Origin of the sequence: Arthrobacter sp. Alg241-R88 (assembly GCF_900537115.1) — a bacterium.
Lineage (GTDB): Bacteria > Actinomycetota > Actinomycetes > Actinomycetales > Micrococcaceae > Arthrobacter.
This window is the reverse complement of sequence record NZ_UNRG01000003.1, coordinates 370,330-393,687: the sequence shown is the minus strand read 5'-3', so window position 1 is coordinate 393,687 and position 23,358 is coordinate 370,330. Positions and strand designations below refer to the sequence as shown.

The 23,358-nt window shown below is 66.0% G+C and carries 23 protein-coding genes; 5 read left to right on the top strand and 18 right to left on the bottom strand.

The window, feature by feature from the left end:
* Positions 1-2: 2 nt before the first annotated feature.
* The 6 genes from dapB to G6R19_RS10315 all read right to left on the bottom strand — a co-directional run bounded on the left by dapB (position 3) and on the right by G6R19_RS10315 (position 5,170).
* Entirely contained in the window at positions 3-773 is a 771-nt protein-coding gene (dapB, locus tag G6R19_RS10340; RefSeq protein ID WP_163164518.1) for a 4-hydroxy-tetrahydrodipicolinate reductase, read from the bottom strand.
* Positions 774-882: 109 nt separating this feature from the next.
* Positions 883-1,359, bottom strand: a complete 477-nt coding sequence (locus G6R19_RS10335) for a molybdenum cofactor biosynthesis protein MoaE (RefSeq protein WP_163164516.1) — start codon at positions 1,357-1,359, stop codon at positions 883-885.
* Complete coding sequence (locus G6R19_RS10330; RefSeq protein WP_163164514.1) at positions 1,349-1,879, bottom strand: MogA/MoaB family molybdenum cofactor biosynthesis protein; 531 nt, start codon at positions 1,877-1,879, stop codon at positions 1,349-1,351. The genes G6R19_RS10335 and G6R19_RS10330 overlap by 11 nt, the downstream gene beginning before the upstream one ends.
* Positions 1,876-2,370, bottom strand: coding sequence for a cyclic pyranopterin monophosphate synthase MoaC (moaC, locus tag G6R19_RS10325; protein ID WP_163164512.1), 495 nt, complete (start codon positions 2,368-2,370; stop codon positions 1,876-1,878). The genes G6R19_RS10330 and moaC overlap by 4 nt, the downstream gene beginning before the upstream one ends.
* The gene (glp, locus tag G6R19_RS10320; protein ID WP_163164510.1) at positions 2,358-3,668 is read right to left on the bottom strand and encodes a gephyrin-like molybdotransferase Glp; all 1,311 of its coding nucleotides are present in this window, start codon (positions 3,666-3,668) and stop codon (positions 2,358-2,360) included. The genes moaC and glp overlap by 13 nt, the downstream gene beginning before the upstream one ends.
* Before the next feature lie 20 nt (positions 3,669-3,688).
* Positions 3,689-5,170 (bottom strand): molybdopterin-dependent oxidoreductase, encoded by a 1,482-nt coding sequence (locus G6R19_RS10315; protein WP_163164685.1) that lies wholly within the window; start codon positions 5,168-5,170, stop codon positions 3,689-3,691.
* A 275-nt stretch (positions 5,171-5,445) separates the two neighbouring features.
* Between G6R19_RS10315 and moaA the strand changes: the two genes are divergently transcribed.
* The 3 genes from moaA to G6R19_RS10295 all read left to right on the top strand — a co-directional run bounded on the left by moaA (position 5,446) and on the right by G6R19_RS10295 (position 9,044).
* Complete coding sequence (gene moaA, locus G6R19_RS10310) at positions 5,446-6,573, top strand: GTP 3',8-cyclase MoaA (protein WP_205484362.1); 1,128 nt, start codon at positions 5,446-5,448, stop codon at positions 6,571-6,573.
* A 5-nt stretch (positions 6,574-6,578) separates the two neighbouring features.
* The gene (locus tag G6R19_RS10305; protein ID WP_163164508.1) at positions 6,579-6,845 is read left to right on the top strand and encodes a MoaD/ThiS family protein; all 267 of its coding nucleotides are present in this window, start codon (positions 6,579-6,581) and stop codon (positions 6,843-6,845) included.
* Between the two features lie 450 nt (positions 6,846-7,295).
* A complete protein-coding gene (locus G6R19_RS10295) occupies positions 7,296-9,044 on the top strand; it encodes a DUF222 domain-containing protein (protein ID WP_346010080.1) in 1,749 nt (582 codons plus the stop codon).
* Between the two features lie 36 nt (positions 9,045-9,080).
* Here G6R19_RS10295 and G6R19_RS10290 read toward each other — a convergent pair whose 3' ends face one another.
* The 10 genes from G6R19_RS10290 to truB all read right to left on the bottom strand — a co-directional run bounded on the left by G6R19_RS10290 (position 9,081) and on the right by truB (position 19,122).
* The gene (locus G6R19_RS10290; RefSeq protein WP_163164506.1) at positions 9,081-9,587 is read right to left on the bottom strand and encodes a DUF1579 family protein; all 507 of its coding nucleotides are present in this window, start codon (positions 9,585-9,587) and stop codon (positions 9,081-9,083) included.
* A 40-nt stretch (positions 9,588-9,627) separates the two neighbouring features.
* Complete coding sequence (locus G6R19_RS10285) at positions 9,628-10,971, bottom strand: pitrilysin family protein (protein ID WP_163164504.1); 1,344 nt, start codon at positions 10,969-10,971, stop codon at positions 9,628-9,630.
* Positions 10,972-11,086: 115 nt separating this feature from the next.
* Positions 11,087-13,348, bottom strand: coding sequence for a polyribonucleotide nucleotidyltransferase (locus G6R19_RS10280; RefSeq protein ID WP_163164679.1), 2,262 nt, complete (start codon positions 13,346-13,348; stop codon positions 11,087-11,089).
* Positions 13,349-13,591: 243 nt separating this feature from the next.
* Positions 13,592-13,861 carry a 30S ribosomal protein S15 gene (gene rpsO, locus G6R19_RS10275; RefSeq protein ID WP_163164502.1) on the bottom strand — a complete coding sequence of 90 codons (270 nt, stop codon included), beginning with the start codon at positions 13,859-13,861 and terminating at the stop codon, positions 13,592-13,594.
* 220 nt (positions 13,862-14,081) lie between these two features.
* Entirely contained in the window at positions 14,082-15,350 is a 1,269-nt protein-coding gene (locus G6R19_RS10270; protein ID WP_163164500.1) for an aminotransferase class V-fold PLP-dependent enzyme, read from the bottom strand.
* Complete coding sequence (gene kynA / locus G6R19_RS10265; protein WP_163164498.1) at positions 15,347-16,201, bottom strand: tryptophan 2,3-dioxygenase; 855 nt, start codon at positions 16,199-16,201, stop codon at positions 15,347-15,349. Before kynA ends, G6R19_RS10270 begins: the two co-directional genes overlap by 4 nt.
* Positions 16,202-16,226: 25 nt before the next feature.
* A complete protein-coding gene (locus G6R19_RS10260; RefSeq protein ID WP_163164496.1) occupies positions 16,227-17,210 on the bottom strand; it encodes a bifunctional riboflavin kinase/FAD synthetase in 984 nt (327 codons plus the stop codon).
* Positions 17,211-17,346: 136 nt separating this feature from the next.
* A complete protein-coding gene (locus G6R19_RS10255; protein ID WP_163164494.1) occupies positions 17,347-17,811 on the bottom strand; it encodes a hypothetical protein in 465 nt (154 codons plus the stop codon).
* Positions 17,812-17,830: 19 nt separating this feature from the next.
* Positions 17,831-18,184 carry a hypothetical protein gene (locus tag G6R19_RS10250; RefSeq protein ID WP_163164492.1) on the bottom strand — a complete coding sequence of 118 codons (354 nt, stop codon included), beginning with the start codon at positions 18,182-18,184 and terminating at the stop codon, positions 17,831-17,833.
* Positions 18,185-18,186: 2 nt separating this feature from the next.
* On the bottom strand, positions 18,187-19,122 hold the full coding sequence (truB, locus tag G6R19_RS10245) for a tRNA pseudouridine(55) synthase TruB (protein WP_163164490.1): 936 nt from the start codon (positions 19,120-19,122) through the stop codon (positions 18,187-18,189).
* A 103-nt stretch (positions 19,123-19,225) separates the two neighbouring features.
* Between truB and G6R19_RS10240 the strand changes: the two genes are divergently transcribed.
* Entirely contained in the window at positions 19,226-20,380 is a 1,155-nt protein-coding gene (locus G6R19_RS10240; protein WP_205484360.1) for a pyridoxal phosphate-dependent aminotransferase, read from the top strand.
* 27 nt (positions 20,381-20,407) lie between these two features.
* Here G6R19_RS10240 and trxA read toward each other — a convergent pair whose 3' ends face one another.
* Positions 20,408-20,845: a thioredoxin gene (gene trxA / locus G6R19_RS10235; RefSeq protein WP_163164486.1), complete on the bottom strand. Its 438-nt coding sequence runs from the start codon at positions 20,843-20,845 to the stop codon at positions 20,408-20,410.
* Between the two features lie 2 nt (positions 20,846-20,847).
* A complete protein-coding gene (locus G6R19_RS10230) occupies positions 20,848-21,336 on the bottom strand; it encodes a nucleoside deaminase (RefSeq protein WP_163164484.1) in 489 nt (162 codons plus the stop codon).
* Between the two features lie 194 nt (positions 21,337-21,530).
* Between G6R19_RS10230 and G6R19_RS10225 the strand changes: the two genes are divergently transcribed.
* Positions 21,531-23,222, top strand: coding sequence for a S8 family serine peptidase (locus G6R19_RS10225; RefSeq protein ID WP_205484358.1), 1,692 nt, complete (start codon positions 21,531-21,533; stop codon positions 23,220-23,222).
* Positions 23,223-23,358: the final 136 nt, after the last annotated feature.

Here is a 23,358-nt window from a genome sequence, read left to right as displayed (position 1 = left end):
GGCTACAGCCCCAGGTCCAGGTAGCCGTCAAGGCCCACCGTGAGCCCGGGATGTGCGGCGACGCCGCGCAGGCCAAGCAGTACGCCGGGCATAAAGGAGGCGCGGTCAAAGGAGTCATGGCGCAGGGTGAGCTGCTCGCCGGCGCTGCCGAGCAGGACTTCCTGGTGGGCGACGAGGCCGCGGAGCCGTACGCTGTGGACGCGAACGCCGTCCACCTCACAGCCGCGTGCGCCGGAAAGTTCGCTGGTGGTGGCATCGGGGCTGGGCGGCACCTTGGCGGCGCTGCGTTCGGCGGCGATGAGCTGGGCCGTCCGGACTGCCGTGCCCGACGGCGCGTCCACCTTGTCCGGGTGGTGCAGCTCAATGATTTCGACCGACTCGAAGTATTTGGATGCCTTCGCGGCGAAGGCGGAGGCCAGCACCGAGCCAAGGGCGAAATTGGGGGCGATCAGCACACCGGTCCCAGGCCGGCTTGCCAGCAGGTCCTTCAACCCGGCCAGTTTGCCGGCGTCCCAGCCGGTGGTGCCGACAACGGCGTGGATGCCATGTTCAACGGCGAAGCGCACGTTCGCTTCAGTGCTTTCCGGAACCGTCAGGTCCACCACGAAGCGTGCCCCCGCAATGGTGAGCTGGTCCAGCGAATCTCCCCGGCCCAGTGCGGCGACGAGCTTCATGTCAGGGGCGGCTTCAATGGCTTTTACGGCTTCGGCGCCCATGCGCCCATTCGCGCCCAGCACGGCAACGGGCATGGGAGCAGAGTGTTGTTCGGTCATGGCGTTAACCCTACCGGTGGGCCTGCGGCGCACGGGAACTGCGGAGTGTGCGTTACCTCGCAGGAACCTGCGGGAGGGAATGGTGAGGCAGGCAGCCTGAACAGCAGGATCAGCTGCCCGCGCCTACCCATTCCACGGTGCCGTCGGCGAAGAACTGTTCCTTCCAGATGGGCACCTGCTCCTTGATCCTGTCCACGAGCTCTGAGCACACGGCAAAGGCCTGGCCGCGGTGGGCTGCGGAGACGGCACACACAAGCGCGGGATCCCCGATGTCGAGCATGCCGATCCGGTGGGCTGCCCAGATCCGCACGGGCTGGGAGGCAGCACCACCGGCCCCTTGTGCCTCTGCAGTTTGTTCCGCTGCCAGGCGGGCAACGACGTCGGCCATCACCTGGTGGGCCGTGGGATGGGCGCTGTAGCTGAGGCGGTTGACCGCCTTGCCGCCGTCGTGATTGCGCACCACGCCGCTGAAGCTGACCACCGCCCCGGCGGTGTCACTTTCCACTGCCGCAATGGCCTGGTCAACGGAGATGGGCTCCGCGCTCAGGACCGCGCTGACCACCTCGAATGCTGTTTCAGTGCCCATGTCCGCCTTCCAACTGGTCGCAAAGGTGCCCGATCACCGGATCCAGGACGGTGAGTCCGTCCATCACCCCTTTAGGTGACCCGGGCAGGTTGATGATGAAGGTGCTTCCGGCCGCACCCGCGTAACCGCGGCTGAGTGCCGCGAGCGGCGTTTTCGCGACGCCGGCGCGTCGGATGGCTTCCATGATGCCGGGGATCTCGCGGTCCAGCAGCGGCAGCGTGACGTCCGGTGTCCGGTCGTCCGGGCTGAGGCCCGTGCCTCCGCTGGTAATGACGACGGCGGGGCGCTGGGTCAGCAGGGCGCGGATGGCTGCGCCCACGGGCTCGCCGTCGGGAACCACCATGGCAGGGAAGACGTCAAAGCCGTGTTCTGTCAGCCAGTCGGTGATCACGGGGCCGGTTTCGTCGTCATAGATTCCGGCGGCGGCCCGGGTGGAAGCGATGACGACGCCGGCCTTCCGGCCTTGGACGTCACCGTGGCGATGGGGTTCCGGGACATTCAGGATGCTGGGGCTGCTCACAGTGTCCAGTCCCCGCTCTTGCCGCCGCTCTTGGCAAGCACTTTGATGTCATTCAAAACGGCGTGTTTGTCCACGGCCTTGATCATGTCGTACACGCTCAGGGCCGCGACGGAGGCTGCCGTGAGGGCTTCCATTTCCACGCCGGTGACGCCGCGGGTCTTGACCGTTGCCAGGATGGCGACGGACTCCGTGCCAAGCTCAAAGTCCACGGTGACCTTGGACAACGGAAGCGGATGGCACAGCGGAATCAGTTCCGGGGTCTTCTTCGCGGCCATGATTCCGGCAACCCGTGCCACGGCCAGGGCGTCTCCCTTGGGCAGGCCGCCCGAGCCGAGCAGGGCCACGACCTCTGCCGTGGTGTGGACCGTGGCGGTGGCGGTGGCCTCGCGGGTGGTTTCGGCTTTGGCGGAGACGTCCACCATCTGGGCGCTGCCGTCCTGGCGCAGGTGCGTCAGTGAGGCCGGAAGTTGTTCTGCATTCACAGCATCCATACTTCCACCTCTGCCCCTGCCGCGAGCGCGGCCACTCCAACCGGGACATGAACCAGCACATTGGAACCGGCCAGCGCGTGCATCAGGTGCGAGCTTTCCCCGCCCTGCAGTTCCACCGTTCCGTCGGGCTGCAGGGTGCCACGGCGGACCTGGTGTTTGTGTTCGGGAGATGTGAGGGGCTGGCCGAGGCGGGCGCGGAGGGGCAGGCGCGGCGCTGGTGCGCCGAGCAGGCCGGCCAGGACCGGGCGGAGAAACACTTCAAAGGACACCAGGCAGCTGACCGGGTTTCCCGGGAAGCCCAGGAACGGGCGTCCCTCGAAGGTGCCGATCCCCTGCGGACCACCCGGCTGCATGGCCACATGCAGGAAGTCCACGGGCTGGTCCTGCATCGCCTGCCGGACCACCTCGTACGCGCCCTGGCTGACTCCGCCGGTGGTGACGATCAGGTCCACCGCGTCGCGCTCGGCACGCAGCAGCGTGCGAAGCCGGTCCGGGTTGTCGGTGACGATGCCTGTGCGGCGGACGTTCAGTCCCGCCTGCTTCATGGCTGCTTCAAGGAGGGTGGCGTTGGAGTCGTAGATCTTGCCGGCAGGCAGCTCCTGGCCGGGCTCCACCACTTCGTCGCCGGTAGTGACCAGCAGGACAGTTACTGCTTTGTAGACCGTAACCTCCGGAATCCCCAGCGCCGCGAGCAGCCCCAGCTGGGCCGGGCCCAGGAAGGTTCCGGCGGCCAGGGCCGTCCTGCCCGCCTCCACGTCGCTGCCTGCTGCCCGCACATAGGTGCCGCGGGCTGCCGGAGGCAGCCGCACCGTGTCCTGCCCGGTGTGCGGCAGGAAACGGTCCGGTATGGCCCTTTCAATGGGGACGACGGCGTCGGCCCCCTGCGGGAGCATCGCACCGGTCATGACCGGAACGGCCATGCCCGGGTGAAGTGGTGCAGGGCTTGCTCCGGCTGGAACGGGGGGCATAATGCGCAGCTCCGCGCCGCCGTCGGGCACGTCAACAGAACGGATGGCGTAGCCATCCATCTGCGAGTTGGCGAAGGGCGGCAGGCTGATGGGAGCGCGGACGGCGTTCACCAGGCCCCGGCCCAGCGCCTGCTGCAGGGGCACCAGTTGCGCCCGTTCCGGTGCCCGCAGATGCTGCAACAGTTCCGCGACCGCGGCGGCATGGTCAGCCACGGACCGTGCCTGGTGCCCGCCCCGATGCAACCGGTGTGGCCCCTGGTCGCCGGGCTGGTGTTCCGGCTGGGATGGGGCTTGCCCTACAGACGTTCCATGGTGTTGCGGGCTGGTCATGGTTCCGCCTTCGGTAGCCGTCAGGGTTTCACATCCACTCTAATCGTGTGGAAGCCGGTGGCTCCGTCCGGGGCGACAGGCCGGCTCTCCTCGTCCTGGGCCGTGCCGGCCAGGTCCGTGGCGCGGACCTGGAGTTCGTACTGGCCTTCCGGAAGTTCCAGGCCCAGTTTCCATTGGTACCAGGTGTCAAGGGAGATGCCTTCGGCCAGCTCCGCCTGCTGCCATGGGCCGCGGTTCACGCGGAGCTCAACCTTGTCGATCCCGGTGTGTTGGGCCCATGCGATGCCGCCGACCATCACCATTCCCGCCTTCACTGGCCGGCCATCCCGTGGCACATCGATCCTTGAGGACGTTTTGATCGGGCCCCGCTCCGACCAGCCCCGGGGAGTCCAGTAGGCGACGTCGTCCGCGAACCGGGTGACCTTGAGCCCGGTGACCCATTTGGTGGCCGACACGTACCCGTACAACCCTGGCACCACCAGCCGCACCGGAAATCCGTGCTCAAGGGGCAGCGGCTCGCCATTCATTCCGACGGCCAGCAGGGCGTCCCTGCCATCCCTGAGCACCTCAAGGGGCGTGCCTGCGGTCCAGCCGTCCACGCTTCGTGAGAGCACCATGTCTGCGCCCGCCGTCGGGCCTGCGAGGTTGAGCAGTTCGCGGACCGGCCAGCCCAGCCAACGGGCATTGCCAATAAGGTCTCCGCCCACATTGTTGGACACACAGGCGATGGTTATGTGGCGTTCCACCATGGGCTTGGCCAAGAGCTCGGCGAAGGTCAACTCCACCTCCTTGTCCACCATGCCCGTGACTTTCAGGACCCACGTGTCCGGGTCGACGGCGGGAACCGCCAGCGCGGTGTCGATGCGGTAGAAGTCGGCGTTGGGGGTGACCAGTGGTTGCATGCCGTCGACTTTCGCCTCCGCGGTTGGCGGTATGGGCGGCGCCAGTGATGCGGGGACGGGCAGCGTCACGCGGCTCCGGGCTTCACTGGCGACGGCGGCGGCACCACGCCATACGCCCGTCAGAGCTCCGCCGAGGACAGTGAACGCGCCTCCGCCTGCCACGGCCTGCAGGAAGCGACGGCGGGCCGGCGCTTCCTGGGACGCTGGTTCCGCTCCCGCGCTCCCCCACTCCTGCAGGCGGCGAATCAGGAACCTGAGCAGCACTCCGGCGGCGACTGCGGTGACTACTGGCAGCACCATCGCGTTAAGGGTGGCCTGGGCGCGGGTCAGGACGGCCACCAGGCCGACGAGCCCAAAGACGGCAACCACCAAGGCGCCCATAAAGCGGCGGCGATACTCCAACACCCCCGCCAGCGCGGCAAGGGCGGCCATGACCAAAGCCATTCCCGCCAGGAGAGCCACCTTGTCGGCAGTACCGAACAGCGCCACGGCCCAGTCCTTGACACCAGGAGGAACGGCATCGATGACCGCACCGCCAACAGCGGTCAGCGGCGACAACGACGGACTGAAAATACCCGCCAACAGCTCCCCCAGCACCACGGCGCTGCCCACCGCGACTGCCCCTGCGGCCGTTGCCCACCGCCCCTTCAGGCGTGGCACTGACTGGTGCGGCAGCGAAGGATGCGCGGGCCCACGCAGCCCGGCCCCGCCGTCGTGCGTTGCCTGCCTTGGCTGGGAGCTGTCCACACCTCCAGCATAGGTTCGCGGAGTACAGGTGGCGCCGGCCCTGCCGTGAATTCCGCCGGGTATTCTGCTGCCGCCCTTCGAGCTGTCACAGGTGTGATGCACAGCCCAACGTGGCGTAGCCTGAATTCATGAGCATCCAGCTAGGCATGCCCCAGCCGCGGGAGGAAGCAGCGTCCCTGCCGTCGGCTCCGGCTGCCCGCCCCGCTGATGCTCCGGCCGGACTGGCAGACCGCTATGGACGCCGTGCCACGGACATGAGGCTGTCCCTGACGGACAAATGCAACCTGCGCTGCACCTACTGCATGCCCGCAGAAGGCCTGGAGTGGCTGGCGAAGCAGGCGGTCATGTCGGCGGAGGAAATCGTCCGGATTGTCCGCATTGGCGTGGAGCAATTGGGAGTCCGGGAACTGCGGCTTACGGGCGGAGAACCCCTGGTGCGGCACGACCTGGTGGACATTATCGCCGCGCTGCGCAGCAACCACCCCGGCCTGCCCATCTCCATGACCACCAACGGCGTTGGCCTGGCGAAAAAGGCGGCGCCGCTGAAGGCGGCAGGGTTGACCCGCATCAACGTGTCACTTGATTCCCTCCATGAGGAAACCTTCACCCAACTGACGCGCAGGCCGTTCCTGAACCAGGTACTTGCCGGGGTGGACGCAGCTTGGGCAGCCGGCCTGGGCCCGGTCAAGCTCAACGCGGTACTGATGCGCGGCATCAACGACGCCGAGGCGCCATCGCTGCTCGCCTGGGCACTCGGACGCGGCTACGAACTGCGTTTCATTGAGCAGATGCCGCTGGACGCGGACCATGGCTGGACGCGCCGGAACATGATCACGGCTGCCGAAATCCGCGAGTTGCTCTCCACTGATTTTCTCCTCAGCGCTGATCCCCGCGCGCGTGACGGCGCACCGGCGGAGCGCTTTGAAGTACGACGCCGGGTGGCTGGCTCCGCTGATGACGCTGCCGGCCCTGTGCTGGGAACCGTGGGGATTATCGCCTCGGTCACCGAGCCGTTCTGCTCAGACTGTCGCAGGACGAGGATTACGGCAGAGGGCAAAATCATGAGCTGCCTGTTCTCGCGGGAAGAATTCGACCTGCTGGGCCTCCTGCGTTCCGGGGCCAGCGACGAGGCCCTTGCCCAGCGGTGGCAGGATGCGATGTGGATTAAACCTAAGGCTCACGGAATGGACCACGTGGGACTTGACGCTCCGGACTTCGTCCAGCCGGACCGCAGCATGAGCGCCATCGGGGGCTGAATCTTTTGAACGTACGATACTTCGCTGCCGCGCGCGCTGCGGCAGGGGTGGAGGAAGAGTGCTTCGACCTGGCGCCGGGTTCCACTGTTGCTGACCTGCTGGAGACCGTTCTGTCGGTGGAGCGCCCCGAGCCTCCTGCAGGCACTCCCCTGCTGCCCCGCATCCTGTCCCGAAGCAGCTTCCTGCTGAATGAAGTCGCCGTGCGTGACCATTCCGTTGTCCTGAACGCCGACGACGTGGTGGATGTGTTGCCTCCCTTCGCCGGGGGCTAGGAGCACCTTGGCTGCTGCCTGGTCGCCCGCCCGCGATCGGTTCGTCGGAGAGCATCGCCTCGGAATGTCAGTGCCCGCAACGCTTTTTCCGGCCCGCTGACCGCTCGGGTGCGCCCTTCAACCGCGTCCTCTCGGAATGTCAGTGCCTCCGTAGATCATGATCATATGGAGATGGATTCGACAGCCCAGGCGGATGGTGCGGCAACGCTGTTCCCTGCCGCACTGGCCGCTCGGGTCCGCACATCAACCGCATCCCCTCAGAGTGTCAGTGCCTCGCTGGATGATGTTCATATGGAGATTCACCCGACAACCCAGGCGGATGGTGCGGCAACGCTGTTCCCTGCCGCTTTGGCTGCTGGGGTCCGCTCTTCTACCGGACCCGGACCCGGACCCGGACCCGGACCCGGACCCGGACCCGGACCCGGACCCGGACCAATTGTCGGTGCCTCCATGGATGATGTTCATATGGGACACGGCGTCGGTGGGACAGCAGCAATGAAGGGCATTCATGCCTCCGTTGCTGCCCTTCAGGCGCTATTCGTCAAGGATGCATCGCTGGAGACTGCAGCGGCAGCCGCTGCCGGGGTTGATGTGCTGCAACGTAAATACGAACTCCGTTTGGACCGGTTGGCRGCCGTGGCGCTCCTGGAAGCACAGCTCGCTGCGCTCAAGGCCCGGGACGCAGCCGAGTGCGTCGACGTCCAACACGCGATGACCCCGCCCGAGGCGCCCGTGCACGAGCGGACCTATGCCGAGATGTCCGCGGTTGAGGAAATCGCCGCCGTCCTGACCATCAGCTCCGCGGCCGCCGGGGCGCTCGTCACCCAATCCCGTCAGCTCTGCTCCCCGCCGCTGGCACCGGCCCTCGACGCCCTCTCCGTCGGGACCATCTCCTGGCAGCACGCCAAAATCATCGCCGACGAAACCGACAGCCTGGGCCCCGCCGGCGCCGCCAACCTTGTCGCCCATTTCCTGGACCCGGACGCCCCCAACCCTGCCCGCGGAGCAGCCGCCGGTAAAYTSGTCCCCTCCCGGTTCCGGACCAAAGYCCGCAACTGGCGCGAACGCCACCACCCCGAATCCCTCGAAAAACGCCACACCAAAAGCGTCGCCGACCGGAGAGTAGAGCACAGCCCAGACCGCGACGGCATGACCTGGATCTCCGCCTGCCTCCCCGCCCACCAGGGCTTAGCCATCTGGAACAGGATCACCGCCCTCGCCCGCGGCGCCCAAAGACCGGACGAACCCCGCACCCTCACCCAACTCCGGGCCGACACCCTCGCCCACCTGCTCCTCAGCGCAGCACCAGCCCTCAACCCCGCCCCGGAAACCAGCGAACACACCAGCAAAGACAACTCCGCCGACGGTCCTCACGACGCAATCGGCCTGGCATCCCTGGCCGCAACAGACACCAAAACAACAAACACCAACACCAACACCAGCACCGCCACCGGCACCGGCACACACGATCCCGCGGACCCTGCCGACGACAAGGGGTACGCCGGTCACGGGCGGTACGCCGACACCGCCACAGTCCCGGTCCCGAACGCCCAGGTCCTGGTCACCGTCCCGGTGTTCGCACTGCTGGGCCTCACCGACGAACCCGCAATGCTGGACGGGTACGGCCCCATCCCCGCCTCGATGGCACGGCAACTCCTCGCCGACGGCGCCACCTCCTTCCACCGGGTSCTCGTGGATCCGAGGGACGGGGCACCACTGGAAATCGGACGGACCAGCTACCGGCTCACCAAAGCCATGCAGCAGGCACTACAGCTGCGGGACGGAAAATGCACCTTCCCCGGCTGCAACAACAACTCCCCAGACAACCACACCGACCACCTCCACGCCTGGCACCACGGCGGAACCACCGGAATCAACAACCTGGCCCAACTCTGCCCAAAACACCACCGCCTCAAACACCACGGCACCTGGACACCCACAACAGCAACCCAAAACGAACCACCCGGCTGGACCTCCCCCACCGGCCGGCACTACAAAAGCGAACACCCCGACTGGGAACCACCAGTATGGCCACCCGCGTTCGTACAGGCGGAACCTCCGCCTGAAGAGCCACCCAGTGAAAATCTTGTGGACCCGGCCGATCTGCCAGCTGACGACAGTTTGTGGGATGCCTTCTATGCCATGCCCCCTGTGCTGCCGGCCGACGCCTCAACGGCCAGGAGCCTGCTGCACTACTGAAACGGCGTGCCTCGGGCGGTTGAAGGGTTGCAGACGTCAGCTTCGCTGGAACGTTGAGGTCATGAACGGAACATAGGCCGAGCCATTCCCGTCTGCCCCGCCGCCGGATTCGTCCCCCGCGGGGGTGTTTCCACGGGTGCGAAGCTCTGTCACATGAGTGAGCACTCCCCCGTTGGCGCTCAGCGTATGACGGGTCCATCCGGCGCTGCCGCGGCGTTCCACCCTGAGGGCACCCTCGTGCCAGGTGCACCGCGCCGGTGCGTCGGGGATTGGGCTCACCTTGTCCACGTAGTACCAGAAAACGTTGTGGTGGTCCGTATCCAGCGTGAAAATTCCGTGGCCTTCGAAATGTGTCCCGTCCGGTTCCACGTGCCGATAGCTCTGCACCACCGCGAAGCCCCCGGCCACCGGCCTGTATGTCACTTCAGCGTCAACAGTGCGCTCCGGGCCCCACGGGCCGGCGGCGAACCGGGTACTCCCCCGCCAGTGGCCGAGGAAGTCCGCCAATGCGCCGGGGCCGCGGTTGGGTGGGGTTCGTTCCACAGTCCCCTCACCTCCCGCGGTAAGACCTGCCTTCGGCGGGTCAGAGTCCGAACGTTTCCGTTTCCTCAAAGGGCCCGACGACAGTGACCGTCCGGGGTGCCGCTGCCAGCTCCGCGGCAAGGTCCTGGACCTGTTCTGCCGTGACGGCCTTGATGAGCCTGAGCGTTTCATCAATGTCCTGGTATTCGCCGGAAACGAGTTCCGCCCGGCCCAGCCGCGACATTCGCGACCCTGTATCCTCCAGGGCCAGGACGATTCCGCCGCCCAGCTGGCCCACAGCCTTCCGAAGTTCGTCCTCGGTAATCCCGTGCTCTGCCAGTTTGTCCAGTTCCTCGCCGAGCAGGTCCAGGACCTGGCGCACCTTGGAAGGCGTGCATCCGGCGTACATGCCGAAGTACCCGGCGTCGGCGTAGGAGGAAGCGAAGGAGTACGTGGAGTAGACCAGGCCGCGCTTCTCGCGGATTTCCTGGAACAGGCGCGACGACATGCCTCCGCCAAGCACGGCGTTCAGGACGCTCATGACGTAGCGCCGTTCGTCGGTGGCAACGATCGTAGGGCAGCCCATGATGATGTTTGCCTGCTCCACCGCGCGCTTGACCACGTGGAGGCCTGCCGTCCCCGTGATCAGGGCCCGGTCGGTGGAGCGCCTCTCCACGGGAGCAGCGTCCGCCTTCAACGACCACCCTGCAGACTCAAGAGCGTCCACCACGAGGTTGCAGACGACGTCGTGCTCCAGGCCGCCCGCCGCAGTGATCACGAGCTCGTCCGGCCGGTAATACCGCTGGTAGTGCTCCCATACGGAGTCACGCGCAACAGCCTTGATGGCGTCCGGGGTGCCGCCGATGGGGCGGCCCAAGGGGTGGCTGCCCAAAACTGCTGACACAAAGTGTTCGTGGGCGACGTCGGTGGGGTCGTCGCTGTCCATGGCGATTTCCTCGAGGATGACGTCCCGTTCCTGCTCCATTTCTGCCGGATCCAGGACAGCGCCCGTGATCATGTCGGCGATCACGTCAATGGCCATGGGCAGATCGGAATCCAGGACCCGGGCGAAGTAGCACGTGCTTTCCTTGGCCGTGGCCGCGTTTGACTCGCCGCCTACCTCGTCAAAGGCCGAAGCGATCTCCAGTGCGGTACGGCGCTTGGTCCCCTTGAAGAGGAGATGCTCCAGGAAGTGTGTGGAACCATGCTGTCCCGGGGCCTCGTCCCGGGATCCGACGCCCACCCAGAAACCAATGGTGGCTGACCTCTGGCCGGGCATCGCCTCGGTCAGCACCCGCACTCCCCCGGGCAGCACCGAACGCCGGACTTCGGAGCCGCCGTCGGAACCGTGGACCAGGGTATCGCCGCGGTGGTTCTGCTCAAGCGGCAGGGGTACAACAGTCATTGAGGCCTTTCAAAGGGGCAGCCGGGATCTGGCTGCCATCGTAACAGCGGCGGGGCCGGTGGATCATCCACCGGCCCCGCCGATTCATGCTTTTGTGTGCCGGAAACCGGAACTGTTAGACGTCAGCGCCTTCAGCAGGCTCCGTGGTGTGGGCGCGCTCGGTCTCGACCTCGGCGCCTTCTTCCTCGGCAACGACCGGGGCGAGCGAGAGCTTTCCGCGGTCGTCGATCTTGGTGATTTCCACCTGGACCTTCTGGCCCACCGAGACAACGTCATCGACGTTGTCCACGCGCTTGCCGTTGGCCAGTTTGCGCAGCTCGGAGATGTGCAGGAGGCCGTCCTTGCCCGGGGTCAGCGATACGAAGGCACCGAAGGTGGTGGTCTTGACGACCGTACCCAGGTAACGTTCGCCGATTTCCGGGACCTGCGGGTTCGCGATGGCGTTGATGGCGGAGCGTGCTGCGTCTGCAGACGGGCCGTCAGTGGCGCCAATGTAGACCGTGCCGTCGTCCTCGATGGAGATGTCGGCGCCGGTGTCTTCCTGGATCTGGTTGATCATCTTGCCCTTGGGGCCAATGACCTCGCCGATCTTGTCCACGGGGATCTTCACGGCGATGACGCGCGGCGCGAACTCGGAGAGCTCGTCCGGGGTGTCGATGGCCGAGTCCATGACCTCGAGGATGTGCAGGCGTGCTTCGCGGGCCTGCTTCAGGGCTGCTGCCAGCACCGAGGCGGGGATACCGTCGAGCTTGGTGTCGAGCTGGATGGCCGTAACGAACTCCGAGGTACCGGCAACCTTGAAGTCCATGTCGCCGAAGGCATCTTCGGCGCCAAGGATGTCAGTCAGTGCCGCGTAGCGCGTCTGGCCGTCCACCTGGTCGGAGACCAGGCCCATGGCAATACCGGCGACGGCGGCCTTCAGGGGCACACCGGCGTTCAGCATAGACAGGGTGGAGGCGCAAACAGAACCCATCGACGTCGAACCGTTGGAGCTCAGCGCCTCGGATACCTGGCGGATGGCGTACGGGAACTCCTCACGGGACGGCAGGACCGGCACGAGGGCCCGCTCTGCCAGCGCACCGTGGCCGATTTCACGGCGCTTGGGCGAGCCCACGCGGCCGGTCTCACCGGTGGAGTACGGCGGGAAGTTGTAGTTGTGCATGTAGCGCTTGGTCTTGACGGGTGACAGCGAGTCGATCTGCTGTTCCATCTTCAGCATGTTCAGCGTGGTGACACCCATGATCTGGGTTTCGCCGCGCTCGAAGATGGCTGAACCGTGGACGCGGGGCAGGACCTCTACCTCGGCGGTGAGCTGGCGGATGTCCGTCAGGCCGCGGCCGTCGATGCGGACCTGGTCCTTGAGGATGCGCTGGCGCACGACGTGCTTGGTGACCGAGCGGAATGCTGCGGACACTTCCTTGTCGCGGCCTTCGAACTGCTCGGCCAGGGCGGCGGAAACTTCGTCCTTCAGGGCGTCCGAAGCGTCATTGCGCTCCTGCTTGTCCGCGATCTGGAAGACGGCAGCCAGCTTCTCAGCGGCAGCTGACTCAACAGCGGCGTACACGTCGTCCTCGTAGTCCAGGAAGACCGGGAACTCCACGGTCGGCTTTGCCGCGCGGGAGGCGAGGTCGGCCTGGGCTTCGCAAAGTGCCTTGATGAACGGTTTTGCCGCCTCGAGGCCCTCGGAGACAACCTCTTCGGTGGGGGCGGTGGCGCCCTGTTCCTTGATGAGGTTCCAGGAGTTGTCGGTGGCTTCTGCTTCGACCATCATGATGGCGACGTCGTCACCGGCGATACGGCCGGCTACCACCATGTTGAAGACTGAGTTCTCCAGCTGGGAGTGCTTGGGGAAAGCGACCCACTGTGATCCGTTTTCGTCGGCAACCAGGGCAACGCGGACGCCGCCGATGGGGCCGGAGAACGGCAGGCCGGAAAGCTGGGTGGACATGGAGGAGGCGTTGATAGCCACCACGTCGTACAGTTCGTCCGGGTTGATCGCCAGGACGGTGACCACGATCTGGACCTCGTTGCGCAGGCCCTTGATGAACGCGGGGCGCAGCGGGCGGTCCATCAGGCGGCAGGCCAGGATGGCTTCGGTGGACGGGCGTCCTTCACGGCGGAAGAACGAGCCCGGGATGCGGCCGGCAGCGTACATACGCTCTTCGACGTCGACCGTCAGCGGGAAGAAGTCAAAGCCTTCACGCGGGTGCTTGCCGGCGGTGGTGGCGGACAGCAGGGCGGTGTCTTCGTCGATGTACACCATCGCTGCGCCGGCTGCCTGCTTGGCAAGGCGGCCGGTTTCGAAGCGGATTACACGCTTGCCAAAACGGCCATTGTCAATGACTGCTTCTGAGAACTGGATTTCGGGACCCTCCAAGAGAGTCACCTCCGTTTCTGTTTTACGGAAGTCCAGCCGCATCAACCCAGCCCAGCATCTGTCTACTGGCCCTGCACCCGGTCATCGATCGAGACCCACGGGCCGGGGCTTCAATCAACGAAGCCGTTCCCGGGGATCACTACCGAGGACCGCGAATGCGTGATGCGGTTGATCCTCCTGTTTAGTTTTTCATTTGAAGGAGGCGGCCCGTTCCATGGTGGAAAGGGCCGCCCCTAAGTCCGACTAGCGGCGCAGGCCGAGACGCTCGATGAGCGAACGGTAGCGGGCGATGTCGGTCTTCTTGAGGTAGCTCAGCATGCGCTTGCGACGACCAACCATGGCCAGCAGACCGCGCTGGGTGTGGTAATCGTGCTTGTGCTCCTTCATGTGCTCAGTCAGATCCTTGATCCGCTGGGTCAGGACAGCAACCTGGACCTCCGGTGAACCGGTGTCGCCTTCTGCGGTTGCGTATTCCTTGATGATGGACTGCTTTACAGCGGCTTCAAGTGCCACAATAACTCCTAGGGATGTGCCGTGAGGGCCCAGGTCAGTAATTCACTGCCGGGTCTGCCGCCGCGGCTGGCCCGGGAAAACCGGACAGTGCCACACGCAACAGGAACCAGCCGCCACGGACTGCAGCCGGATCCATCCCCCAGTTTACCGGCCCCCGCCCAATCTTGTCGAAACAGGCAAGCCTTGGCAGAAGGTGCCTTAGCCAAAGCGGCCCCGCCCTCTACTGCGGCAGCTGCTCCCGGATCGCCGCCATCCCGTGCAGGACCTCAGCGAAGCTGGTGCTCAGCGGTGAAAGTCCCACCCGAATGCCGTGCGGGGCGCGGAAGTCAGGGATGACGTCCCCGTCCCACAGCGACGCCACGGTCCCTTTGGCGAAACCGGGGTGGTCCAGCGTGATGTGGCTGCCCCGGTCCCCCGGCTCCCGCGGCGAGGCGAGTTCCACGCCCAGGGGCGCCAGCCACGCTTCGAAGATCTCGACGGCGAAGGCCGTCAGCTTCATCGACTTCTCCCGGATGGCGGCCATCGACGCTTCCTCGATGAGGTCCAGCGTGCCCCGCATGGCCAGCATCCCGAAAATCGCCGGAGTGCCGCTGAGGAATCCGCGGATGCCGGCAGCCGGCTCATAGCCGGAGGCCATCTCAAAGGCATCCTTGCGGCCCATCCACCCCCAGATCGGCTGGTTGAGCGAGGCGAGGTGGCGGTGGTTGACGTAGGCGAAGGCGGGCGATCCCGGCCCGCCGTTGAGGTATTTGTAGGTGCAGCCTGCAGCGAAGTCCACGCCAGCACTGTCGAGCTCGATCTCCACCGACCCCGCCGAATGGCAAAGGTCCCACACCACAAGCGCCCCGGCGTCGTGCACTGCTGCCGTGATCCCCGGCAGGTCCGCCAGATGGCCGGAACGGTAGGCGATGTGGCTCAGGAGTACGACGGCGGTGCGCGGCCCCGCCGCTTCCCGCACCTGGTCAACGGTCACCCCGGCCGCGGGGTCCGTTTCGATCCAGCGGAGCGTCAGTCCTTCCTCAAGGGCGATGCCCTCAACCAGGTAGCGGTCCGTAGGGAAGTTCTCGGTGTCCAGAACGAGTTCGTTGCGCTCCGGGTCTGCCACGGCCGCCAGTGCCGCGCGGATCAGCTTGTACAGCACCACGGTGGTGGAGTCTGCGATGATCGTCTGGCCGGCGTCCGCACCCAGCACTGCCCGGCCCAACTGGTCGCCGATAGCCTGGGGCAGGTCCAGCCATTCCTCGTCCCAGCCGCGGATGAGGCGGCCGCCCCAGCCGTCCCGGATGAAAGTGCCGATATCCTCGGCCGTCCGTTTGAGCGGGCGGCCCAGGGAGTTGCCGTCCAGGTAGCACAACGACGTGTCGGTGCCGATGAACTGGCTGCGGTAACGGGCCAGCGGATCCTGCCGGTCCAGCTCTGCCGCGCGCTGCTGCAGTGCCGCTGTTGTGTGCTCTGGATTTCCCACCATGGGGTGCTGCTGGATGGTCATTGGCCGATCTCCGTCCTGACGGCGAATAGCTCCGGGAAAAAGGTCAGTTCGAGGGCCTTCTGCAGGAACGCGGCACCGCTGGAGCCGCCCGTCCCTGCTTTCATGCCGATGGTCCGCTGCACGGTGCGCAAATGCCGGAAGCGCCACAGCTGGAAGTTGTCCTCCAGGTCCACCAGTTCCTCGCAGGCCTCATAAGCGCCCCAGTTGTCCGCAGCGTTTTCATAAATGTGCTTGAAGAGCGGCACCAGTTCCGGCGTGAATTCGTGGGCCCGGGTGACGTCCCGTTCGAGCACCGCCGGGGGCACGTCGAACCCTTGGCGGGCGAGGTAGGCGAGGAATTCGTCGTAGATGCTGGGAGCGTTGAGCAGCTGCTCCAGCATGGCGTGGGCATCCGGGTCCGAGTCGAACACCGGAAGCATCTTGCGGTTCTTGTTGCCGAGAATAAACTCGACGGCGCGGTACTGGCTTGACTGGAAGCCGGAGGAATTCCCCAGGAAGCCGCGGAACTGCGAATACTCCGTGGGGGTGAGGGTGGCCAGCACGGACCACTGCTCGGTAAGGGTTTTCTGGATGTGCTTTACCCGGGCGATGCCCTTGAGCGCGGAGCCGAGGTCGTCAGCACGCAGCCAGCCGGCCGTGCTCCGCAGCTCATGAAGCACCAGCTTGAGCCACAGCTCAGTGGTCTGGTGCTGGATGATAAAGAGCATTTCATCGTGGTGCTCGGGCTGGCTGACGGGCTGCTGCGCGCTCAGCAGGGTAGGCAGCTGCAGGTAGGAGGCGTAGCTCATCCGCGAGCTGAAATCACGGACAATACCTTCGTCCAGTTTCCTGGTGTTCTTCTCAACGGACACGGTACTGCCTTTCCCTGCGGATGGTTCAGCGCCTGGCCAGGAGGTCGTGGGCCTGGACCACATCGAGCCGCATCTGGTCTACCAGCGCCTCAGGCCCACGGTATGCCACCATCCCCCTGAGCCGGGCCACAAATTCAACAACTACTGTCTGGCCATACAGATCGAAGTCCTCCACCGCTTCGTGGGGCCGGTCGATCACGTGGGCTTCGACCTGCCTGCTCACGCCGTCGAACGTTGGATTCGACCCCACCGAAATGGCCGCCGGCCAGCGCGTCCCGGCCTGGTCCACGAGCCAGCCGGCGTAAATGCCGTCAGCCGGGATGAGCCCGCTGGCCTTGCTGGCAAGGTTCGCTGTGGGAAATCCGAGGGCACGGCCGCGGGCGGCACCGTGGACAACCTCGCCGCGCATGCGGTGGGGCCGGCCCAGCACTGCCGCGGCAGTGGCCACGTCGCCTTCCTGCAGGGCTTCGCGCACCCAGGTGGAGGAGCAGCGGCGGTCCGTGCCGTCGTCGTCATGGAGGGGGTAGCCCTCTGAGCCGAACTCGCTGATTACCTGGACCTCGAACCCGAACTTCCCGCCGAGCGCCTTCATGCTGTCCAGGTCGCCGGAGTTGCCGCGGCCGAACCGGGCGTCGTGGCCGATCACAACATGGCTGGCGTGAAGGCAGTTGACCAGGAACTGCTCCACGAATTCTTCAGCGGTGAGGCTGGCGAGGTCCAGGGAGTACTTCATCACCAGGATGGCGTCCAGACCCAGCTCCCCCAGCGCCTCCAGCTTGTCATGAAGTCCCATGATGAGCTCTGGCGCAGACTCCGGGCGGTGGATCAGGGCCGGGTGAGGGTCGAAGGTGATTGCTACGGACCTGGACCGGTTGAGGCGGGCGGTGCGGATCAGCTGGGACAGCACCTGTTGGTGGCCGCGGTGAACTCCGTCGAAGTTCCCAAAGGTGACAACAGATGGGCCGAAGTCCGCCGGGACCTCGGACGGATCGTTCCAGATGTAGACCATCACCCTCGCCTTTTACTGCCTGCAAATATCAACGTTCCGGACCCTGCCGGCCGCGGAACTCTCTAAAGATTACCCGTATTCACCCGGGCACCTTTGCCAGGCTGCGCGGGGGTGGCCTGTCACGGCCGGGCGGACATCAGGCGTTGCGTACCGGCCGCCGCCGGTACAGCCACACGAGGCCCAGGATGGGCAGCAGCAAGGGGATGAACGCATAGCCGCGGCCAAAAAGTGACCAGACAGTTTCATGCGGGAACGCGACGGAATCGAAGACGCTCAGCGCACCCACAACGAGCACGCCCACCAGTTCAACCAGCACCGCTGCGACCGACACCTTGAACCAGGTGCTCCCTGCCTTGGCCAGGGACACTGTGGCCACCACGTACACCAGGGCGGCGAACGCGGACAGCAGGTATGCCAGCGGCGCCTCGGAAAACTTGGTGAGGATCTGGTAGCCGGCGCGGGCGGACGCGGAGATGGCGAAGACTGCATATACGGCGATCAGCAGGCGGCCGGGGCCAGTATTGCGGGTGTTCCGGGCACCGGTTCCGTTCGCGCTTGCGCCGGTGGTGGTGTTGGGGACGGCGGAGTGCTGGTCTTTCACGCGGCGTGCTTCTTCCATTTCAGTACCAGATTTGATTCATTCGGGCGGCCATCACCAGCGCAGTGACACCCACGGCGGCCAGGACAAAGTTGCTCCACCGCGTGCGTTCCAGGATGGACCAGTAGACGGCGGCGGGCGGCAGGAGCATGGCCGTGGCCAGGTAGCCCCAGAACTCCCAGGCTTCCCCCGCGATGGGCTCTCCTGCAATGACGCGCACGATGGATCCCACCAAGTAGACCAGCAGCGCAACCTCGACAGCGGCGACCGAAAGGATGGTGGCGTCATTCGGCGCTTTCTTCAGGATGCCGGCCAGCAGGCAGATCCCGCTGGACAGGAGCCCCACCACCAGGATGATGTAGAAATAGGCGTCCACCCTCAGCCCACCCCGGACGCGCCGGTACCCGGGCCGGTGCCAGGGGCGAATACCAGGACGGGTTTGGCGAAGCTGCCGGCATCGGCAAGCAGTGCCACCAGGCTTCCATCGGGGGCAAAGGCGGCTGCCGGATGTTCTGCTGTGGCCGCCGCGGGGCTACCGGGGGCAGCACCGGCAGCGATGCGCCGGCCAAAGGATATTTCCGTGGCCTCCTCGGGGCTGAGCTCGCGGTTGGGCATCAGGGCCCGGGCTGCCTCGGACATCTCGAGGACGTTGAGCTCTTCCGCGAGTTGTTCGAGGGTGCGCGCCTGCTCCAGGGAGTAGGGCCCTACATGGGTCCGCCGGAGGGCTGTGAGGTGCCCGCCAACACCGAGGGTGTTGCCGAGGTCCCGGGCCAGGGCACGGATATAGGTCCCGGAGGAGCACTCCACCGTGACATCCAGGTCCACGACGTCGGCCTCGGCGTCCCTGTTAATGCTGTGCACCTCAAACCGGTGGATGGTGACCGGGCGGGAGGCCAGTTTGACCTCTTCACCGGAACGCACCCGGGCGTAGGCCCGTTCCCCGTTGACTTTGATGGCGCTTACGCTGCTGGGAACCTGCTGGATCTGCCCGGTGAGGGCCGCAACGCCGTCGTGTATCGCCTGCTCGCCCACCGCGGAAGTGCCGGCTGTGGCAGTGACTTCACCTTCGGCGTCGTCCGTGACGGTCGACTGGCCAAGGCGGATGGTGGCCGTGTAGGTCTTGGACGTGCCCACGATGTACGTGAGCAGGCGCGTGGCTTTGTTGATGCCGACCACCAGGACACCGGTTGCCATCGGATCAAGGGTGCCTGCGTGCCCCACTTTCCGGGTACCGGCAAGGCGCCGCATCCGGCCAACCACATCATGGCTGGTCCATCCCTGCGGTTTGTCCACTATCACCAGTCCAGAAAGCACGCTTCCCAGTATATCGGCGCTGGTCGTGGCACCCGCCCACGCATCGCGCGGCCCGGGGAGCATCCGCAGCCGCCCCGGATCCGTGCCGGTTAGGATGGCAGGCATGCCTGAGCTTGCCGCCCACGTCCGCGACGTCCCCATCAACCAGATCCGGGAGATCACCGAGGCCGCATGGCGTACCCCCGGCGCCTTGGTCCTCAGTATCGGCGAGCCCGGGTTCCCGCTCCCCCGCCACGTCCTCGACGCCGGGATGGCATGCCTGGACCGGGACGAAACCAACTACACCCCCAACGCGGGTATCCCGGCACTTCGCGAAGCCTTCGCCGCCAGGTTCCGGGAGCAGCAGGGCTGTGAGGTGGGCGCCGACCGGGTGTATGTGGTGGACGGCGCCCAGCAGGGCCTGCATTTCGCCATGAGCCTGCTGCTCTCCCCCGGCGATGAGATCCTGATTCCCAACCCGGGCTACCCCACGTTCGCCATGACCAGCTGGCTCCTGAATGCCGTCCCCGTGGGTTATCCGCTCTACCCTGACCACGGCTTTCAGCCCAGGACCGGAGACATCGAGGCGCTCATCACGGACCGGACCCGGGTGCTGGTCCTGAACTCCCCCTCCAACCCGTTGGGCGCGGTCCTCAGCGAGGACCTGACCAAAGAACTCGTGGAGCTGGCCCGCCGGCACGACCTGTGGGTGATTTCGGACGAATGCTATGAAGCGTTCACGTACGACGTCCCGCATGTGAGCCCTGCAAGGTTCGACGGCGACGTGCCGGGCGAGGCGCGCGTCTTCACGTCGCTGACCCTGTCCAAGACGTATGGCCTCACCGGGCTACGGATCGGCGCGCTGGTGTGCCCGCCGGGCCTGGAGCAGAAGATGAACAACGTCATGGAGTCGATCGTCTCGTGCGTGGCGTCACCGTCGCAGTACGCCGCGCTCGCTGCCCTCACCGGGCCACAGGATTACGTCCGGCACGCCCACGAACACTATCGGACCAACCGGGACGCTGCATCAGCCGTGCTCGATTCCAAAGGAATTCCGTACTTGAAGGCTGACGGCGCGTTTTATCTTTGGGCAGACGTGTCCGACGCCAGCGGCGGCGACGTCCGCGGGTGGGTGCGGCGCTTCCTTGCGGAGTCAGGCGTTGCGCTGGCTCCCGGGACTGCCTTTGGTTCCATCGGTGAAGGCTGGGCGCGGATCGCGCTGTGCGGCAAGCGGCAGGAACTGCTGGACGGCCTGGCCCGGCTGCCGGAACGCGCCTAAGACGATGTGCCGGCAGCCGGTCCTTCGTTAGCTGCGGGTTCCGGACAGGGCGCCATCCAGCCAGGTGCGCAGGACGTCCGCCGGGGCAGCACCTGCCTGCCGTGCGGCCACCTTGCCATCCACGATGACCATCAGGGTGGGTATGGCCTGTACATCGAACCTTCGGGACAAGCCAGGCGATTTATCCACGTCCACCTTGACCAGTTTGACGCCGCCCGCACGTTCATGAGCCAGCTTGTCCAGGACGGGGCTGACCATGCGGCAGGGCCCGCACCAGGCAGCCCAGAAATCCACCAGCACCGGAACGGGCGACTGTTCGGCCACTGTGCCGAAGTCAGCGTCCCCTGCGTCCACGATCCAGGGCAGCCCGCCGCGGCAGCTGCCGCAGCGGGGCCGGCCGGCAACGGCGGCCGGGACGCGGTTGGTCTTTCCGCAATGCGGACATTTGACGAGGGTGGCTGCCATGCCTAGTAGTCCTTCCTGCTTTTATGGGCGCCCCAGGCCTGGAAAGGAGCGTCCGACGCCGGCACGTCGCCCCTGCTGACCGGCAACAGTTCAGGGCGCGTCCCCGAAAAGTAGTCGTAGAAGACGGCGTCATCAAAGCCTGCGGAGGCGGCACCGTACCGGTCCGCGGCGAAATAGACGCGGTCTATCCGTGCCCAAAGGGCAGAGGCGAGGCACAGCGGGCACGGTTCGCAACTGGTGTAGAGGACCGCGCCGCGCAGGTCGAAGCTGCGAATGGCGGCAGCCGCCGTACGGATGGCCACGACTTCGGCGTGGGCTGTGGGGTCGTTGTCGCGGGTGACGCGGTTGACGCCCTCGTGCACCTGCCCGTCCCTGGTCACGACCACCGCACCGAACGGTCCGCCCCCGTCCGCGACGTTGCGGGTGGCCAGCGCCACTGCCTGTTCGAGGTAGTGGGTGGCATCATCGTGGTCGTGGTCCGCCTGGTTCATAGCTTGATCCTAGCCAAGGGGCTGGCGTTAGGGGATGAATTAGGGGGCGCAATAGGGGGCCGGATAGGGGGCATTCCCGGCGACACCGTTGCTCCGCAGGCATAATCTGGCGCCGGGGTTGCCGAATTATATTGCCTCCCGCGAGGCTCCTTATCCGGCCCGTCAAGGGCGCCAAACCGGAGTATCCAATGAAAATGAACTTTCCAAAGCTCGCATTTCTCGCTGCTGCGGCATTAGTTATTCCTGCCTGGCCTGCAGCGGCGGTTTCCAGCGAGGACCCGCCCGGTGCGCTGGCCGGGGGTGAGTTCGTCGTCTCCTTCAGTGGCACTCCCGAAGCCGCCACCTCAGCCATCGCGGCCGCCGGCGGAACGGTGAAGGACGTCACCTCCCAGGTGGGCGTCGCCCTGGTCACTGCCCCTGACGGCGCATTTCTGGACAAGGTGCGGGCCGGAACCGGCATCCGCGGTGCCGCGCGCAACCACTCTGTCGGTCTGGGCCGGCAGGGGATGCCGCACCGCTACTCCGGGGAGCGGCTCGACGCAGCCGAGCGGGCGCAGGCGGGCGACGCCGGGAAGGCCGGGAGCTTGTCCACGAACGGGCCTGGGGCCGAGCCTCTGTCCGACCTCCAGTGGAATATGGACATGATCGATGCGACGCCCGACGGCGCCTGGGAGAAGGCGACCGGCAAGGGTGTCGACGTCGGCATCATGGACACGGGAATCGATGCCCGGCACCCCGACATCGCGCCCAACTTCGACGCAAAGCGGTCGCGCAACTTCACCACCGACATCCCGGACGTCGACGGGCCCTGTGAGTACAAGGACTGCAAGGACCCGGCGAACGTCGACGATGGGGGGCACGGTACGCACGTGGCCGGCATCGTGGCTGCGGCCGACAACGACTTTGGCATCGGCGGGGTGGCCCCAGACGCGACCTTGGTTAATGTGCGCGCAGGACAGGACTCCGGCTACTTCTTCCTGTACGAGACGGTCAAGGCGCTTGTGTACTCGGGGGACATCCACCTCGACGTCGTGAACATGAGCTTCTTCACCGACCCATGGCTCTACAACTGTACGTCCCGCGACGAGTACGTCAGTGGCACCGTGACGGACGCGCAACTGATCGAACAGCGGCTCGTCAGCGAACTGGTGCTGGGCGCGGTGACCTACGCCTCCGACCGCGGCGTGACCCTGATTGCGGCCGCCGGCAACGAGCACAGCGACCTGGCCGCACCCACCCGCAGTGACGAAATCAGCCCGGACTACCCGGCGGACGCCGCGCAGCCGAGGGTAGTGAAAAAAACCTGCCTCAACCTGCCCAGCGAGGCTCCACAGGTGATCAATGTGTCCGCGGTCGGTCCGTCGGGGACCAAGGCTGAGTACTCAAACTACGGGTTTGGTGACATCGAGATCGCCGCCCCCGGAGGCTGGTTCCGCGACTACGTTGGGACGCCGCAGTTCCAGAGCCCTGGGAACCTCATCCTCTCGTCCTATCCGCTCCAGGCAGCGATCGAGCAGGGCCTTGCCGACCCGAAGGGCAACCCGGTGGACGGGTTCTCGATCAAGTACTGCGACGACGGCAAGTGCGGCTTCTACACGTACTCGCACGGCACTTCGATGGCGTCACCACACGTCGTCGGCGTCGCGGCGCTGATCATCCAGGCGCGGGGCAAGTCCACCGGCCAAGGCGGACGTGCACTCGACCCGGCGACCGTGGCCCGGGTGCTGTTGCGGACGGCGGACGACCACGCTTGCCCGGCCGGCGGTGTGGAGGACTACACCGACGAGGGGTTGACGCCGGACTGGAACGCGACCTGCCAAGGGACCACCGGGAACAACGGCCTGTACGGCGAGGGCATCGTCGACGCGGAGGATGCCGTGGACTGACCGGTTCCGTGTTAGGGGAAGAATTAGGGGGCGGAATAGGGGGAAATCCCGGCGACATTCTTGTCCGGCAGGCATAATCTGGCGCCGGGGGGTTTCGGAATTTTTGCCTCCTGCGAGGCTCCTTATCCGGCCCGTC

What these genes read in the sequence shown, in the direction of transcription:
- trxA (WP_163164486.1), bottom strand. Translation starts at nt 20,845, where the DNA reads ATGGCAGCCACCCTCGTCAAATGTCCGCATTGCGGAAAGACCAACCGC.
- G6R19_RS10225 (WP_205484358.1), top strand. Translation starts at nt 21,531, where the DNA reads ATGAACTTTCCAAAGCTCGCATTTCTCGCTGCTGCGGCATTAGTTATT.
- moaC (WP_163164512.1), bottom strand. Translation starts at nt 2,370, where the DNA reads ATGGATGCTGTGAATGCAGAACAACTTCCGGCCTCACTGACGCACCTG.
- G6R19_RS10335 (WP_163164516.1), bottom strand. Translation starts at nt 1,359, where the DNA reads ATGGGCACTGAAACAGCATTCGAGGTGGTCAGCGCGGTCCTGAGCGCG.
- G6R19_RS10230 (WP_163164484.1), bottom strand. Translation starts at nt 21,336, where the DNA reads ATGAACCAGGCGGACCACGACCACGATGATGCCACCCACTACCTCGAA.
- G6R19_RS10260 (WP_163164496.1), bottom strand. Translation starts at nt 17,210, where the DNA reads ATGGTCTACATCTGGAACGATCCGTCCGAGGTCCCGGCGGACTTCGGC.
- G6R19_RS10240 (WP_205484360.1), top strand. Translation starts at nt 19,226, where the DNA reads ATGCCTGAGCTTGCCGCCCACGTCCGCGACGTCCCCATCAACCAGATC.
- glp (WP_163164510.1), bottom strand. Translation starts at nt 3,668, where the DNA reads ATGACCAGCCCGCAACACCATGGAACGTCTGTAGGGCAAGCCCCATCC.
- moaA (WP_205484362.1), top strand. Translation starts at nt 5,446, where the DNA reads ATGAGCATCCAGCTAGGCATGCCCCAGCCGCGGGAGGAAGCAGCGTCC.
- dapB (WP_163164518.1), bottom strand. Translation starts at nt 773, where the DNA reads ATGACCGAACAACACTCTGCTCCCATGCCCGTTGCCGTGCTGGGCGCG.
- G6R19_RS10285 (WP_163164504.1), bottom strand. Translation starts at nt 10,971, where the DNA reads ATGACTGTTGTACCCCTGCCGCTTGAGCAGAACCACCGCGGCGATACC.
- G6R19_RS10270 (WP_163164500.1), bottom strand. Translation starts at nt 15,350, where the DNA reads ATGACCATCCAGCAGCACCCCATGGTGGGAAATCCAGAGCACACAACA.